The 15,684-nt window shown below is 60.7% G+C and carries 14 protein-coding genes and 1 tRNA gene; 7 read left to right on the top strand and 8 right to left on the bottom strand.

Features of this window, described 5'->3' with window-relative positions; genetic code table 11:
- The first annotated feature begins 6 nt into the window (after positions 1-6).
- Both JP75_RS19755 and JP75_RS25990 read left to right on the top strand, forming a co-directional pair.
- Positions 7-408 (top strand): hypothetical protein, encoded by a 402-nt coding sequence (locus tag JP75_RS19755; RefSeq protein WP_035086244.1) that lies wholly within the window; start codon positions 7-9, stop codon positions 406-408.
- Positions 409-704: 296 nt separating this feature from the next.
- A complete protein-coding gene (locus tag JP75_RS25990) occupies positions 705-2,501 on the top strand; it encodes a recombinase family protein (RefSeq protein ID WP_084587814.1) in 1,797 nt (598 codons plus the stop codon).
- Here the strand turns inward: JP75_RS25990 and JP75_RS19740 are convergent.
- Positions 2,458-2,534 (bottom strand) — tRNA-Met (locus tag JP75_RS19740). The two genes, JP75_RS25990 and JP75_RS19740, sit on opposite strands and share 44 nt — an antisense overlap.
- Positions 2,535-2,795: 261 nt before the next feature.
- Between JP75_RS19740 and JP75_RS19735 the strand changes: the two genes are divergently transcribed.
- Both JP75_RS19735 and JP75_RS19730 read left to right on the top strand, forming a co-directional pair.
- Positions 2,796-3,833, top strand: coding sequence for an aldo/keto reductase (locus tag JP75_RS19735; RefSeq protein ID WP_035086239.1), 1,038 nt, complete (start codon positions 2,796-2,798; stop codon positions 3,831-3,833).
- A 29-nt stretch (positions 3,834-3,862) separates the two neighbouring features.
- Positions 3,863-4,594: a DUF599 domain-containing protein gene (locus tag JP75_RS19730; RefSeq protein ID WP_084587809.1), complete on the top strand. Its 732-nt coding sequence runs from the start codon at positions 3,863-3,865 to the stop codon at positions 4,592-4,594.
- A gap of 29 nt (positions 4,595-4,623) precedes the next feature.
- Here JP75_RS19730 and JP75_RS19725 read toward each other — a convergent pair whose 3' ends face one another.
- Positions 4,624-5,892: a tetratricopeptide repeat protein gene (locus tag JP75_RS19725; RefSeq protein ID WP_160194737.1), complete on the bottom strand. Its 1,269-nt coding sequence runs from the start codon at positions 5,890-5,892 to the stop codon at positions 4,624-4,626.
- A 97-nt stretch (positions 5,893-5,989) separates the two neighbouring features.
- Between JP75_RS19725 and JP75_RS19720 the strand changes: the two genes are divergently transcribed.
- The gene (locus JP75_RS19720) at positions 5,990-6,634 is read left to right on the top strand and encodes a pseudouridine synthase (protein WP_244446366.1); all 645 of its coding nucleotides are present in this window, start codon (positions 5,990-5,992) and stop codon (positions 6,632-6,634) included.
- Here JP75_RS19720 and JP75_RS19715 read toward each other — a convergent pair.
- Both JP75_RS19715 and JP75_RS19710 read right to left on the bottom strand, forming a co-directional pair.
- Entirely contained in the window at positions 6,603-7,430 is an 828-nt protein-coding gene (locus JP75_RS19715; protein ID WP_035086237.1) for a metallophosphoesterase family protein, read from the bottom strand. The genes JP75_RS19720 and JP75_RS19715 overlap by 32 nt on opposite strands.
- Positions 7,427-8,368 carry a diacylglycerol/lipid kinase family protein gene (locus tag JP75_RS19710; RefSeq protein WP_051960961.1) on the bottom strand — a complete coding sequence of 314 codons (942 nt, stop codon included), beginning with the start codon at positions 8,366-8,368 and terminating at the stop codon, positions 7,427-7,429. The genes JP75_RS19715 and JP75_RS19710 overlap by 4 nt, the downstream gene beginning before the upstream one ends.
- A 507-nt stretch (positions 8,369-8,875) precedes the next feature.
- Between JP75_RS19710 and bfr the strand changes: the two genes are divergently transcribed.
- Both bfr and JP75_RS19695 read left to right on the top strand, forming a co-directional pair.
- Entirely contained in the window at positions 8,876-9,361 is a 486-nt protein-coding gene (bfr, locus tag JP75_RS19700) for a bacterioferritin (protein WP_035086236.1), read from the top strand.
- 210 nt (positions 9,362-9,571) lie between these two features.
- Positions 9,572-9,985 carry a VOC family protein gene (locus JP75_RS19695; RefSeq protein ID WP_035086234.1) on the top strand — a complete coding sequence of 138 codons (414 nt, stop codon included), beginning with the start codon at positions 9,572-9,574 and terminating at the stop codon, positions 9,983-9,985.
- A 106-nt stretch (positions 9,986-10,091) separates the two neighbouring features.
- Here the strand turns inward: JP75_RS19695 and JP75_RS19690 are convergent, their stop codons facing one another.
- The 4 genes from JP75_RS19690 to JP75_RS19675 form a co-directional block, all read right to left on the bottom strand.
- Positions 10,092-11,087, bottom strand: a complete 996-nt coding sequence (locus JP75_RS19690) for an alpha/beta hydrolase (protein WP_244446363.1) — start codon at positions 11,085-11,087, stop codon at positions 10,092-10,094.
- A 209-nt stretch (positions 11,088-11,296) separates the two neighbouring features.
- A complete protein-coding gene (locus JP75_RS19685) occupies positions 11,297-12,499 on the bottom strand; it encodes a lytic murein transglycosylase (protein WP_051960959.1) in 1,203 nt (400 codons plus the stop codon).
- 213 nt (positions 12,500-12,712) lie between these two features.
- Entirely contained in the window at positions 12,713-14,911 is a 2,199-nt protein-coding gene (locus JP75_RS19680) for a mechanosensitive ion channel domain-containing protein (protein ID WP_051960958.1), read from the bottom strand.
- 191 nt (positions 14,912-15,102) lie between these two features.
- Positions 15,103-15,606 (bottom strand): hypothetical protein, encoded by a 504-nt coding sequence (locus tag JP75_RS19675; RefSeq protein ID WP_035086230.1) that lies wholly within the window; start codon positions 15,604-15,606, stop codon positions 15,103-15,105.
- Between the last annotated feature and the right edge of the window lie 78 nt (positions 15,607-15,684).

Genomic DNA, 15,684 nt, shown 5'->3' with positions numbered 1-15,684 from the left:
AATGTCATGAACCCTCAGTTCGATGATGGCCGCTACACGGTAACAAGATCTGCCTTGTCGACACCGACCGGAATCTATCCCCTCAGCCATGCCACCGTGCGCCGGCGCCGCGATCTATTCTGGCTGTCCGCCGCAATCGGCATGCTCGCCGGGGGAGCACTCACCGTCTACGCCGATCTCCTTACTGACCAAGAGCGGGCGGTCTTAGTCATAACTCCCCTGGCGCTCTTGGCCGTTTCGGCATGCGTCGGTGTCCTGTCGGTCGACGCACCCGGCCATGCGCGAACCCTCGTGATTACAACCGCAGGCAGGTCCCGAAAAATCTTCACCGCGATTGCGAAGTCGAAATTGGCAGAATCCGGCCATTCGGCTGCACATACGGCCACGCAGGAAGATTTCGGAAAGTAAAATTACCTTGCCAAAATAGGAAAGTGTTCCTATAACATTGTTCATTGTTTGTTCTGTATTTGAGAACAACAGATATCATCCCCAAACCAAAAAGAAAGGCGTAAGAAAAAGTTGACCCGGACCCCTAAAGACAGCGACACTCGGAGAGGAGCGCCAAATTCCATTTCGCCAGCGCCCGACGAGCGGCTCGTAGCTTTCGTCCGGTTAATGGCATCCAGCGCGGCAGAGCGCGATTTCGCTGAGTTTCAGCAGTTCGGTAAGGCGCAAAGCAATTCATCGAACGAAAGGGACTAGCCATGCGCGCAGCGATCTATGCACGTTATTCATCAGACAACCAACGGGACGCCTCTATCGAGGACCAAATCCGCATTTGCAAGGAGCGCGCGGTGCGCGAGGGCTGGCATGTGGTAGAGGTCTATAGCGACCATGCTATCTCCGGTGCCAGCTTGTTGAGACCGGGTATTCAGAAGCTCATGCAGGATGGAGTCTCCGGCAAATTCGACATCGTCGTCTCGGAAGCGATGGATCGCCTTTCACGTGATCAGGAAGACATCGCGGGCTTCTATAAGCGCATGCAGTTCGCGAACGTCACGGTATTCACACTCTCTGAAGGCGAAATCTCAAGCCTCCACATCGGCCTCAAAGGCACGATGAATGCTCTGTTCCTGAAAGACCTTGCGGCAAAGACCCACCGCGGCATGCGCGGGCGCGTCGAGAAGGGGAAATCCGGCGGCGGGCTGACCTATGGCTATGACGTAGTCCGCGGCGTTGACGCTACCGGTGACTACACACACGGCGAGCGCCGGATTAATGACGCCGAAGCAAACATCGTCCGCCGTATTTTTAGTGAGCATCTAAAGGGCCTCTCGCCCACGGCCATCGCAAAGCAATTAAACTCTGAAGGCATTGCAGGTCCGCTCGGCGGCACGTGGGGGCCAAGCACCATCAACGGTAACCGCCGTCGCGGCACAGGCATCATCAACAATGAGCTGTATGTCGGAAAGATCATCTGGAACAGACTGCGGTATGTGAAGGACCCTTCCACGGGAAAGCGCATTTCCCGCCTCAATGAGCCGTCTGAATGGGTGGTCACGGAAGCGCCGGAACTGCGCATCGTTGACCAGGCTGTGTGGGACGAGCTGAAATCACGCCAGACACTGATAGAGCGAGCGCCACTGCATTCTCACAACCGCCCAAGATACCTGCTGACTGGACTTATGCGCTGCGGATGCTGCGGCGGTGGCTACACAGTTGAAGGCCGCAAGCGCGTTCGCTGCGCCAACCGCATGAATAAGGGCACATGCGACAACGCCCTCGCAATGAACGTTGAGGAGCTGGAGGCCTCCGTCCTGTCCGCCCTGCAAGTCCACCTCATGGACGAGGCTCTCTGCGATCTGTTCTGCAAAGAATATACGCGGCGGATGAACGAGCTGCGGTCTGCCCACAATGCCGCCCGCGACGGTTATCGCGCCGAGCTCAACAAGCTTGAGCGTGAACGCGAAAAGATAATCAGCGCGATTGCTGAAGGCATCGACGTATCGCTGATCAAGGACCGGGCAAACGCGCTGCAAAAACGCCGGGAGGAACTCCAGAAGATTCTGGAGGTCACTTCGGATGAGCCGGTGATTTTCCACCCCAACATGGCCAAGCGCTACCACAACGCGATTCGGGAACTAGTGACGACGCTGCAAGACCCGGCGGAGCGTATGCAGGCGTCCAGAATTCTAAGAAGCTTGATCGAGAAAGTCGTTCTCACGCCCGCTCCGGACGGAGACCGGCTGGTTGTCGATCTTGTGGGCGATCTGGCAGGTATTCTGTCGATCGCTTCAAACCGCGACAAGGCGGCCGTGAAGGCGGACTTGTCTGACCTTAACCTAGTGCCAGACTCTAATGCTAACGGGCAGTTTGACGAGACGGGCCTCGAAGGTCCCTCCGACCAAAACGCTATGTTTGCCGACGAGCGCAATCATAGTGACGGGGCAAGAAATGAAAAAAGCCCCCGTGAGGGGGCTTTCATCTCTTCGCCTAGCCGTTACCGGCAGGTGGTGTTGGTTGCGGGAGCAGGATTTGAACCTGCGACCTTCAGGTTATGAGCCTGACGAGCTACCGGGCTGCTCCATCCCGCGTCAAACACAGCGCCTCGGCGCGGTGTGAGGGCTATATAGGGGGTAGTTCCGAAGACCTCAACCCCCAAAGCGGATGAGGTGACGGTTTTTTGACACCAACCCCCGACATCAGCAAAATCAGGGCCTTGCCGCGCAAGGCATGTGGAAAACTCCGCCTTGGCCCGTTCCCGTCTTTTCCCCGTCGCGTCGAACGGTCTACCGTCCGGCCCGCTGGACAGCCAACTGTCCGGCCGCTGGAAATTCTGGATTGGGGCGCCCATCATGGAAATGAAAAAACTCGGCCGTACCGGCATCGAGGTCACCGATATCTGCTTGGGCACCATGACCTGGGGCAGCCAGAATACCGAAGCCGAAGGCCATGCCCAGATCGCCATGGCGCGCGATGCAGGCATCAATTTCATGGACACGGCCGAACTCTACGCCGTTCCCGGCAGCCCCGAAACCTCCGGCCGCACCGAAGAGATCATCGGCAACTGGTTCGCTACCCACCAGGACCGCGAAAACTGGGTCCTCGCCAGCAAGATCGGCGGCGGCGGCAATACCTTCCTACGCGAAGGCAAGCGCGCCGATGGCGCCTCGATCCGCATCGCGGTTGATGGGAGCCTCAAACGCCTCAAGACCGACTATATCGATCTCTATCAGATCCATTGGGCGAGCCGCGGCCACTACCATTTTGAGAACTACTGGCGCTATGCCCCGCACAAGCAGGACACCGCCGACATTCTCGCCAATCTCGAAGACATGCTCGAAACCCTGAACGAGCTGGTCAAATCAGGAAAAATCCGCGCCATCGGCGTCTCCAACGAAACCACCTGGGGCATCACCCAGTGGCTGCGCATCGCCGAAGCCAAGGGGTTTCCGCGCCTCGCCTCCGTGCAGAACGAATACAATTTCCTTCGCCGCCTCTTCGACCATGACCTGGCCGAATTGAGCCACCACGAAGATGTCGGCCTCCTCGCCTATTCGCCCCTCGCCGCCGGCATGCTGACGGGCAAATATCTCGACGGCCAGACGCCTAAGGGGAGCCGCAAGGAGTACCAGAAGGGATTCTGGCGCCAGAACGAGTTTTCCGAGGCCGCCACCCGCGATTATCTGGCCCTCGCCAAAAAGCACGGCCTCGATCCCGCCCAGATGGCCATCGCCTTCTGCCGCACCCGCCCCTTCATGACCTCCACCATCATCGGCGCCACCAGCACAGAACAACTGGCCATCGACCTCGGCGCGGTCAATCTCACACTCTCGCCCGAAGTCCTCGGCGAGATCGACGCACTCTTCCGCCGCCACCCGCGCCCATTGTAAGTTGTGATCGATCGCTTCGGGGGCCCGGCATGACGGCAACGCTTTTCACTTCGCTTTTTCCGCTCCTTGCCTATTACGCCTATAATCTCATCGTGCCGCTGATCGAGCGCCGCCGCCCCTCGCTCTCGACCATCATGAACATGCAGCGCCGCCGCTGGGTGACCAATGCGACGCGCCGCGAAAGCCCGTTTGACGCCATCCTCTCGGGCAATATCATGGGCTCGGTCAGTTTTCTGGCCTCAACCTCGGTCCTGCTGGTGCTGGCCGTCTTTGCCGTCTTCGGCCAATTGCCCACCCTGATGGAAACGCTCGACTCGCTCTCTGTCGATAGCGGCTTCTCCATCGCCGATGTGCAGATCCACCTCATGGTCATGCTGGCCATGTTCGTCTTGGCCTTCTTCGCCTTCACCCTGTCGCTGCGTCAGTTCAATCATTATTGCATCATGCTCGGCGCCCTTGAGCACGACCGGGTCACTTCGGAAGAAGAGATCGACGCCATCACCCGCATGAATGCGCTGGGCGCGAAAAATTTCAATTCCGGCATTCGCGCCTATTATTTCTCGGTATCGACCGTCGCCTGGTTCATTTCCGAATGGCTTGCCGTCGCTGCCTGCCTTGCGACCGTCCTCGTACTCGCCCATCGCGAATTCTTCTCGACGGCCCACCGCACCGCCGCCTCGGCAGCCGTAATTGCTGCACGCCACCGCAAGAAGCTGGCCGAAAGCGAGATCAAAAAAGAAGAAGGCCCCGGCGAGTTCTAGCCGAGGCCTTCTTCGATTTCCGCAGGACCCTATTTCGACTTGGTCTTGCCGCCGCCCGAACTGCCGCCGCTATTGAGCCGCGCCAGATTATCCACGGCGAGCTGATAACCAAGATCAGCCGATTGCTGATAATAGCTCTTGGCGAGGTCGAGATCGACATCGACCCCCAGCCCGTTTTCATAGATATGGCCCATATTGTTGAGCCCGATCGGCTGAGCCTTGTCGGCCGCAATCTGGGTCCATTTCAAGGCCTCGGCATAGTCGACCTCAGTCCCCAACCCATCCATGTAAAGAAGACCGAGATTGACCGCCGCGCGCATTTCTCCGCCTTCGGCCGCTTCCTCGTAAAGCTGCAATGCCTTGGCATAGTCCTGCTTCACGCCGCGCCCATCTTCATAGAGCAGCGCCAGATTGTGCTTGGCGAGCGCCATGCCCTGGTCGGCCGCCAGTTGATAGAGTTCCGCGGCCTCCGCCACATCCTGTTCCACGCCCTCGCCGTTTTCGAGGAGGAAGGCGAGATTGTTCTGGCCATACATGTCGCCGGCATCGGCCGCGAGCCGATAGAGCTCGACGGCGCGCTCCATATCGACGTCCTGCCCCAGTCCGTCCTGCAAAACCTTGCCCAGATTGACCTGTGCCGACACATCGCCCTGCGCCACGGCCTTTTCGAACCAGGCCGCCGCTGCCACATAGTCGCGCGGCACGCCAAGGCCCTCCTGATACATCAGCCCCAGATTGGACTGCGCCTTGGCCATGCCCTGCTCGGCCGCCGCCCGATACCAGCGCGCCGCTTCATCATAGTTCTGCTCGACGCCCTCGCCGAAATCATAGGAGAGCCCCATGGAGTTCTGCGCCAGCGCAAAGCCGGCCTCGGCGCCTTGCAGCAGCAATTGCGCGCCGCGCTCCATATCGGTCTCGACCCCGTCCCCGGTCGTCAGCATGTCGCCATAGATGGCGAGCGCGATCACATGGCCGCCCTCGGCCGCCTCTTCGAAAAGCGGCACGGCCTTCTCGGTATCGCCATCGGCAAAGTAAGCGCGTGCCAGCCAGCCCTTGACCTGGGCTGAATCGGGTTCTTCCTTCAGCGCCTCGCTGCAGGCCTTGATCGCAGCCGAGGTGTCGATGTCCCAGGTTTCCCGCCCGATCGATTCAAACCCCACCTCATATTGGCTCGACGCCTCCGCGGCGCAGGCGTCAAAGGCGGGGCCGGCGAGGACCGGCGCTGCCGACAGAGCCAGCACCGAACCGGCTGATGCCAACACCAACACGGCTCGTCTCGATGAACGGATCGGTTTCATTGCTCTCTCCCAAAAGAACTGCACACTGAGGCCGCCATCCGATGTTAGCCCAGCCATTGCGACCAACAAAAGACCTCAAGTCAACAAATGCTTGACCGTGGTCAACGCCGCCGTGATCGACTATCACTGCCCCATGGCCCGCCTCATCCTTCTCAACAAGCCGTTCAACGTGCTCTCGCAATTTTCCGGCGGCAATCCGGGCGAGACGCTGGCTGACTTCGTCAAAGTGCCTGAAGTCTACCCCGCCGGCCGGCTCGACAAGGACAGCGAGGGCCTCCTCCTTCTCACCGACGACGGAAAGCTGCAGGCCGAGATTTCCTCGCCCCGCTTCAAACTGCCGAAAACCTATCTGGTGCAGGTGGAAGGCACTGCCACCGAAGAAGCCCTCGAAAAGCTGCGTAGGGGTGTCACCCTCAACGATGGCCCCACGCTTCCCGCCAAGGCAAAGCTGATCGATCCCCCGGCCCTCTGGGACCGAAACCCGCCCGTGCGCTATCGCAAGAGCGTCCCCGACACCTGGCTCTCCCTCACCATCACCGAAGGCCGCAACCGCCAGGTGCGCCGCATGACCGCCTCCGTCGGCCTCCCGACCCTCAGGCTGGTGCGCTGGCAGATCGGGGATTGGACTGTGGAAGGTCTCGCGCCCGGCGAATGGCGCGACGCCCCCTCGCCCGCCCGACCGACCGCGTCCCCCAAACCCGCCCAAAACATCAGGTCGGCTCGGAAGCCTTCTCGCGGGTAAACCACTTCATGTCGCGCCATTCGCGCACCGTGATGGTGATCTTTTCCGGGCTGATATCGATCAGGTTATAGGCATTGGGCTCGCCACGCAGCCGCGTCGAGATGGCCGAGGAGGCCTGGGCCACGAGAATCGGCGCCGCCGCTGCCGTCCGCATGCCGGTGGGTGCGCCTTCTTTGATATCGCCGGGATGCTCATGCTTGCGCACATAGGAGAGGTGAAAATGCCCCGAGAGCACCAACCGCACCCCGAGCCGTGAAAAGGTGGCCAGCGCATCATCGGCCCGTTTGACGAGCTTGGTCCGCTGTACCATGGCCTCGGTGGGAAACATCACCGGGTGGTGCGCGACGATCACCCGCAGCGCGTCGGGCGAGGCCTTGGCGAAACGGCTCTCGAGATGCTCGAGCTGATCTTCCGAAATCGTTCCATGGCCCCAGTTCCATTCGAGCCGCGCCCGCCGCGACGTCTTCATCCCCACGAACACCACGCCGTCCATTTCGAGGAACGGTTCCAGTTCCCTCGCGATATAGCGCCGATAAAGCCCATAGGGATTGAAAAACCGCCGAAAAATGTTGATTGCCGGCACGTCGTGATTGCCGGGCACGGCAAAGACCGGGGCCGTCAGCGTGTCGAGAAAGTCTCGCGCCGCGATGAATTCTGCCCTGGTGCCGACCTGGGTAAAATCGCCGCTCGCCACGACGAGGTCCGGCTTTTGCAGCTCGATATCCTGCGCCAGTCCCGCCGATACCGCCGGATCGTGATGCCCAAAATGCAGGTCGGAAATATGGACGATCCTCATGCTGCCCCTCCTTGCGCATTGTCTCCGGTCCCGGCAGGCACTAGCACGGTCAGCGCCTGTGGCCTTATCTTAAAGCGCAGCGGGCTATGCAGCGTCTCCACCTCGCCGTCGAACATCACCTTGAGCAGTTTCTTGCGGCTGCGGATGATCACGGCGCGCGAGGATTCGATGCTCAGGGCCGGCGCATCCCTCCAGGTGCCGAGCACCATTCCGCTCGCCAGCCGCACGAAATCCCCCACCGTCAACGAGCTTAGCGTATAAATGGTGAGCCGTCCGCCATCGAGCTCGCTGCGCGAAAAGACCTTCCCGAGCCCCTCCTCATATTCGTTGCAGGCGACTGCCACGGCCTTGGCCCGCACGATATGCTCGGGACCATCCTCCGGGTTGATCGCCACGGCCATGCGCCGCGCCCGCGACAAGCGGTGCAGCAGGAAACGCATGAAGGCAAACTTGGAGCTCCAGGTCCCCTGCCCGCGAATGTGCTCGCGCGCCGCCGCCAGCGACGGGATCACGCCGATCACTACCTTGTGGAGAAACACGCGCTCATTGACCTCGCCCACATCGATCTGCCGCGTCACACCCGTGGCCAGCGCCGCTATGGCCGCCTTCACCTCGAGCGGTATGCCAAGATCCTTGGCCAGCGCATTGACCGTCCCGAGCGGCAATATGCCCAGCACTCTATCCGTCCCCGCCAGGGCGCCGGCAAGCGCCGTTATCGTACCGTCCCCGCCTGCCGCCACAATCACCTCGGCACCGGCCTCGACCGCCCGTTCCACCCTCTGCATCAGCGGGGTTTCCACATCGCCGTCCACCTCGGCATCGAGCCCTGTTTCCGCGCAAAGCGCCTCAAGCGCTTCGACGGAAATGCCGGTCGCGAGCACTGTTCCCGAATTGGCATTGAGGATGATGTGAAAGCGGTGCGGCGCTGTCTGTTGCATAAGTACCCGTCGCGAAAGCCGAAATCGTCCGTGCTTAACGGGCACGCAGCGCGGGGGTTGCCGAAGGACGCCAGTTTTAGGACGCAGCGCCCCTGGCGGGCAAGCAAACCGGCCATACGCCCCGGCGCTACGGAGGCTCCCGAGCGCGCGTCGCGGCAATTTATGATGTTGACATTCAACTATGTTGGGCGTTTATTGCCGCCCGTTGAGACGACTTTCCGGCCCCACCAATGCTTGTCTGCCAGTGCAATATGATCACCTCGCAAGAGATCGAGGACATTGTTCTGGATCTTCTCAAGGCAGACCCTTGGCAATTGGTGGTTCCGGCGAAGGTCTATAGCGAGCTCAACCGACGTGCGAAATGCGCGGGCTGTGTGCCGAATGTGGTGGACATTATCGTCCAGGTCACAGAGAATTATCACGCCCAGCATGCCCATCCGCCTGGGGACGTTTTGACGTTCCAGACTGGGCTGGAGAAGCTTAAGCAGCAACGCAGTGGAGTACGTCGTGAAAGGCGAAGCACAAGTCATCGAGCGGCTTAACGAAGCCCTTTTTCTCGAACTCGGCGCCGTCAACCAGTATTGGGTTCATTTCCGCCTTCTGGATGATTGGGGCTATAAAAAGCTTGCAGCCAAGGAACGCGCTGAATCCATCGAAGAGATGCATCACGCCGACCGGCTGATCGAGCGCATTATCTTTCTTGAAGGTCATCCCAATTTGCAGCGCGTGGCCCCGCTGCGGATCGGCCAGACCATCAAGGAAGTTCTCGAAGCCGACCTTGCCGGCGAATATGACGCCCGCGCCGCCTACAAGGCGAGCCGCGAGCTTTGCGAACAGCTTGGCGACTATGTCTCCAAGAACCTGTTCGAGGCCCTCCTTACGGACGAGGAAGGTCACATCGACTTCCTCGAAACCCAGCTCGATCTCCTCGAAAAGATCGGCCCGGAAAAGTACGGCCAGCTCAATTCGGCCTCGGCCGACGAAGCCGAATAATTTTTCGACCTCTAGGTATCGCGCGGAAAAGTGGAAACCGGTTTTCCGTTCAGCGATACCCAATAGGCCCCAGGAACGCCCGGCTCGTCCGGGCGTTTTGCTGTCCGGCGATTCCACTACTGACTGTCACCCCGGCGAAGGCCGGGGCCCATCTTGAGATCGGCCGGATGGCATAGATCGCCATTCCGGACCAGCACAAAGGGACAAAAAATGGCCTTCCATACCGGACGCCTCATCGATCACGTCCAATTGCGGGCGCATGATTTCGAAAAGACGCTGAAATTCTACAAGGCCGTCTTCGCCGTCCTCAACATCCCGATCACCGCTTCGGGCAAGAACTGGTTCCAGGCCGACGAGCTTTTCGTCGACCAGACCGAAGGCGATATTCTCCCCAGTCACGTCCACCTTGCCTTCCAGGCCAAGGACCAGGCCACGGTCGACGCCTTCTACCAGGCCGCCCTCGCCGCCGGCGGCAAGGACAACGGCGCCCCGGGCGAGAGGGACTACCACCCCGGCTACTACGCCGCCTTTGTCACCGACCCCGACGGCAACAATATCGAAGCCGTCTACCACGGCCCCAACAAGCGCTCGGCAGAGTCAGTGGTCATCGAGCCGCTGCGGTAATACCCCAAAGTCGTCACCCTCGGGCTTGACCCGAGGGCTCTGCACTTAAGTGAACCGTCCTCGGGTCAAGCCCGAGGATGACGGCCGGTGGGTGGAGTTGAGCGCCTCACTCCTCGATCGGCTGGAACATCGAATTGAGCTGCGACACAATCTGGTCCATCGGCGCGATGGCCTCCGGCAATTGCTCCGGCGCTTCCGGCGTCGCAACCACATAGGGTACGCCGCTCGGGAAAGCCCCGAACCGCTGGAAAAAGCCGACCATGTCCTCCAGCACCGGCATGCGCCAGCGCCAGAGCGCGCCCATGGCGATCACCGGCTCCATATGCCCAAAGCCCTCATAATATTGCGTCGTCACCCAAACGCCCTGCGCCCGCAACCGCTCGGCAAAGTGATTGGTATTCTGCACGCGCACGATCGGGTCGGTCGTGCCGCTCGCCAGATACATGGGCGGCGACGACGAAGTGATGAGGTTGATCGGCTGCGTCCCCTCGGGGTTCGGTGCACTCCCGAACGCGTCCTTCACCTCTCCATATTCAAACGGATAGAAATCATAGGGACCAGACAAAGCCGCCACGGCCAGGATCGGCATGGTTACGCCGAATTCCTGCCGATAGGACGGGTCGAGCGCCAGCATCACCGCATTATAGGCGCCCGCCGAATGCCCGGCGAGAAACAGCCGATTGGGGTCGCCACCATAATTGGCGATATTGTCCTGCACCCAGCGCATCGCCGCCGCGCTGTCATAGAGAAAGTCGGGGAAGCGCACTTCCGGCACCAGCCGATAGTCGGCAATGACGGTGATAAAGCCGCGCGAGGCCAGCGCCCGGCCGACAAACTGATAGTCGCTGCGCTCGCCCCGGTTCCAGCCACCACCATAGATGAAAAACACCACCGGCGCCGGCGCGCCACGCTGCTCCGGCCCATAGATGTCGAGCTTGTGCCGCGGCCCATCGGCATAGGGAATGCCATCCCCGATCTTGGACGTGCCTGAATCCATCGAGGTCGGCAGGTTGAACGGGTCCATCATGGAAATCGCAAAAGCCGGCACGGGCAGCAGCGAAACAAGAACCGCAAGCGCGGCGAAAATACGAAGTCTGGTCATTGCGTAACTGATGATGGTTGGGAGGGCACCGGCACTATGGGAGGCAATGCCGGACATTTTGTGACGTGGTGGATTGGGAAAGCTCCCGCCCACAATGGGCGAGGGCAGGCGCACCGTTCTTGGCGCTAGCCTGCCCTCTACTTAAGCACCCCGAGTCTGACTCTCCGGGGGTTAACAAAAGGTTAACGTATTATCACGCTTTAGAGCGTTCAGCGTTTCAGCCGATCGAGCAGCAGCCCCGAAACATGCCCATCCGCAGGCAGTCCGGCCCGTGCCTGGAACGCCATGACCGCCGCCCGCGTCTTGGGCCCAACGACGCCATCGGGCGTCCCGACATCATAGCCGGCCCGGCTCAGCAGGCTCTGCAATTCGGTTCGCTGCTCTTTGTTGAGCGCATAATCCCCCGCCGGCCAGGGCGTCGCAAAACTGCCCCCGCCGATGATCCGATCCGCCAGATGGCCCACGGCAAGCGCATAGCTGTCCGAATTATTGTAGCGCTTGATCACATCGAAATTAGGCAAAAGCAAAAAGGCCGGGCCGCTCGCCCCTGCCGGCATATAAAGCCGCCCCACATCGCCCGCCCGTGGAAAAGCCCGCCCGGAAACGCGCGAAATCCCCATCGCCTGCCACTGGCTCAGCGGCGCCTTTTCCATCTGCCGGGCGCGCGCAAAGTCAAAGCCGGCGGGAATTTTCACCTCATAGCCCCAGGTCTCGCCCGGCCGCCACCCGAAGGCATTGAGATAATTGGCGGTCGACCCCAGCGCATCGGGCACCGAGTTCCAGATATCCTTGCGCCCATCGCCATTATAGTCGATCGCATAGCGCATGAAACTCGAGGGCATGAACTGGGTATGCCCCATGGCACCCGCCCACGACCCAACCATCTGATTGGGCGCAATATGCCCATCCGAGACGATGCGCAGCGCGGTAAGCAACTCCTTGCGGAAGAAGTCGGCGCGATAGCCGCCCTCGGTCAGCGTCGCCAGCGCATGGATGGTATTATTGCCGCCCATGAAGCCGCCGAAATTGGTTTCCATGCCCCAGATGGCCAGGACCACCTCCGGCTGCACCCCAAAGCGCTGCTGCGCCCCCGCGAGGGTCTGCGCCCATTCCTTGCGCATGGCCGCGCCCTTGCCCGCCTGGGCGGCGGTGACGCGCTTGTCGATATATTGCTGCACTGTCTGGGAGAATTCGGGCTGCTTGCGCGTCAGCTCCATCACCTTGGAACTCGGCGAATAGCCGGCAAAAGAGGCATCGAACGCCTGTCGGCTCACGCCAATGGCCTGCGCATCCGGCCAGAGGCCGCGCACGAAATCGGCGCTATTGCCATGGGCCGGCGCGGCCAGGCCAAGAACAAGCGAAAAAGCCGCTATGGCTTTGCCAAAGGCAAAAAGTCCGCTGGATCGGATCATGTCGAGCCTCGTGATACGCGCTAACTGAAAGTCACGGGCGCGCCGGCCGAACAGCATCGGGCGCGCGTATCAAAGAATTAACGCACCCGATTAAGATCACCTTAAGGCAAGGCTTTGGTCCGATCACAATGAATTCAAAGCATGTCTCCCGAAAGTGGTCACCGGTTTCGGGAAAAGATATGCGCAAAAACAGAAGTTGAAGCGCCTAGCGCTTTAACTCGGATCTTCGCCCATGGGCGGCAGCTCCGGATAGGATTTTCCGCCCTTGCCAGGCACATAGCGCATCTTCGGCGTCGGCGTTTCTATGCCGCGCTCGCTAAAAAGCCGCATCAGCGTTTCGCTATAAAAACGCCCAGCGCCCCATTGCTTGCCCGCCAAGGTTTTGATGCGCGAGCGCAGCGTCACCGAAGCCGGCGTAATGGCGATCAGCCCCTGCAGATCGAGATCATCGAGAATGACATTTTTATAGTCCGGATGCTCCATGACCACGGCAAAGGCATCGCGCATGGCCTGCTTGGCGCCCTCGATATCGCTGTCATAGGCAATCTCCACCTCCGACACATAGAAGGAGAAGCCACGCATCATATTCGATACCTGATCGACCGACGAGAACGGGATCAGATGCACCGTTCCCGTCATGTCGCGAATGGTCACCGACCGGATCGTCAGTTTTTCAACCACGCCCGTGCGCCCGGCCGCCTCCACCACGTCGCCTTCGTTCATCACATTCTCGAACTGGATGAAGATGCCGGTGATGATGTCTTGCACCAGCTTTTGCGCACCAAAACCGATGGCAAGACCGACGACACCGGCACCGGCAAGGAGCGGCGCGATATTCACCCCGATCTGCGCCAGGGCCAGCATGACGCCAAAGATCACCAGCGCCACCGTAAAGGCGTTCTTGAAGAGATTGAGCAGCGTCTTTTCGCGCGGCGTCGGCGCCTTGCCTGAACTCGAACTCAGCCGATATTCCACCCAGGACGCCACCACGACGTGGAGAACAATGGCGATCAGCACGATCAGCGCCGCCGAAACCACCGACCCGGCCACGCCCAGCCCCTCGTCGCTGCCAATCCAATTGGCGAAATCGAACAATTGCCAGGCCTGCCCAACCGATATGATCACCCCCGCAATCACCACCCAGCGCACAACGGCCATGACAGCCGGCACGAAGGCCTGCAGCCGGTTCTCGAGCAGCGGCAGGCGCTGGCTGATATCGGGCGGCAGCCGCAGGCCAACATTGACGAAACGTCCGATGAAACCGACGATCAGCGAGCCGATGACAATCGCCAGCAGCGACTGCACCGTTGCCCCCAGCATAAACGGCAGCGCCTCCTCGGGATTGGCGAACCAGACCACCAAAAGCGCCAGCAGATAGGCAATGGCCAGCACATGCCATTGCTGCCCCACGGCAGCCAGCACACGCCAGAGCCCGGCATTGCCCCGCCGCACGGCGACCTCGGAAAGCCAGACCCGCACATCGTCCTTGTTCTGCAAGACGATGATCACGCCCACGGTCACCACCGTGATCATGATCAGGATCTGCACGGCCGTGGCGGCCGCGGGAGAAATCGCCGAGGCCAGCATCGGCGACACGAACATGAAGGTGTAGCCCAGCAACGAAACTAACCGCGCCAACCAGAACGACCAATAGGCCGCATTGTCATCGGTGACAGGCAGGAAGCGCAGGCTCGTATGCCGCGGCGCCAGCAGAATTCGCACAGCCAGCTTGCACAGCTCCACGACAAGGAAGGCGTTGAGAAGCAGGCTCTGATTGATCCCCATCTCGCCGCGCGGCGTCGTGCCGAAATTGAGCGCCAGCACATAGCCAAACGCCCAGGCCACGACAACGCTCAGCGTATCGACCAAGGTCCCCGCAGCAATGATCCCGAGCTTTTGCCAGATATTACGATTGGCCGCCCCGCGCGATATCCGCGCCATGAGCGGCTGCGTTGCCAGCCGCAAAAGCCAAAAACTGCCAAAAAGCCCGGCCAGCACGATCCCCAGATTGACCGCCAGCGCCCCCAGCATCTCATAGTCCGCATTGAGCGTGCCATCGACCGCCTGCCTGAAATTGACAAAGATGCCGCCGACCGCCCGAACCGTGGCTGACGCCCCCTGCGCCACGCTGCGCGTATATTCCGCCAACTGCCGCGCAATGCTGAGATCGGGCAGAATTTCCTCGGTGGCAGTCTCCTCAGCCGCCGCTGGCGCCGCCTGCTTCAATCGCTCGATCAGCGCGGCTCGCGCCGTATCGTCCTCAAGGATGCGAACAAGATCGTCGACGGCCTGGCTCGATTCGGTGGCCGTGGCCTCGGCGTTCGCAGGGGCACTTGTCACCCCCGGCACCTGCGCGAAGGCCGGTGTTGAGAGCAGGAAGACAGCGATGAGAAGGCGGATGATGAGCTGCATAAGCACCGCAAGTGGCCAAGAAAATTGGCCTCAACATGGCGCCTACGCATCTGAGGTCAAGCCCGGATCGTCATCCAGCCCAATTTGCGGCCGCCTAAAGACAAAACCTGAGGCGGCCTTCGGCCTTATGGCTCGGATCGCCAACTGCCCGCGGCGCGCGGCCGAATATCAGTGCAGGTGCAATCTTCCGTCTAGGCAGCGATGACGAACCGCAACTGGCGCAGAAATTCCCGGCATGCCTTCAGTAGTTTGCTTGCCTCTTCGCCAATGTCTTCGCGAAGGCTATCCGCCTGCGTCGCCAGTTGCTCGAGCAGGGCCAGACGTTCACCATGCAAATCCTCGCCGATGTCCAGCTCCGCTGCCGTCACCAGCGCCCGGCGCATTTCCTGGAGACGCAGTAGCAAGGAGAAGCTGGCATAGAGCCGGCGCGCTATGGGGGGATCGCGCCTCCAGTTCTCCGCGGCGAAGATGGCCGATGCCCGCTGCCCGGCGCCCAGGCAATCGAATTCCTCGCAACCATCATAGCCGAGCTCTTCGCGCCGGGCGTGAATGGTGCAGCGAAAGTCACCTGCGAGATTGTGGCAGGGCTGGCCGGCCGCCTTGTCGTGTCCGAACTGGCGTCCCCGCTCGAAGGAGAGGGCCGTGCAGCAAAGGGCGAAGCATTTGCCGCAATCGGCGGAAAAGTCGGTTTCCACTTGTGCTTCTCCCTTTCATTTCGCGCTTATAAACGCAAAAAGCCTCCGCTTTTGGCGGAGGCTTTTAGTTTTGTATCG

Origin of the sequence: Devosia riboflavina (assembly GCF_000743575.1) — a bacterium.
Classification (GTDB): domain Bacteria; phylum Pseudomonadota; class Alphaproteobacteria; order Rhizobiales; family Devosiaceae; genus Devosia; species Devosia riboflavina.
The sequence above is the reverse complement of the archived record's forward strand: the minus strand, read 5'-3'. Positions and strand labels throughout refer to the sequence as shown.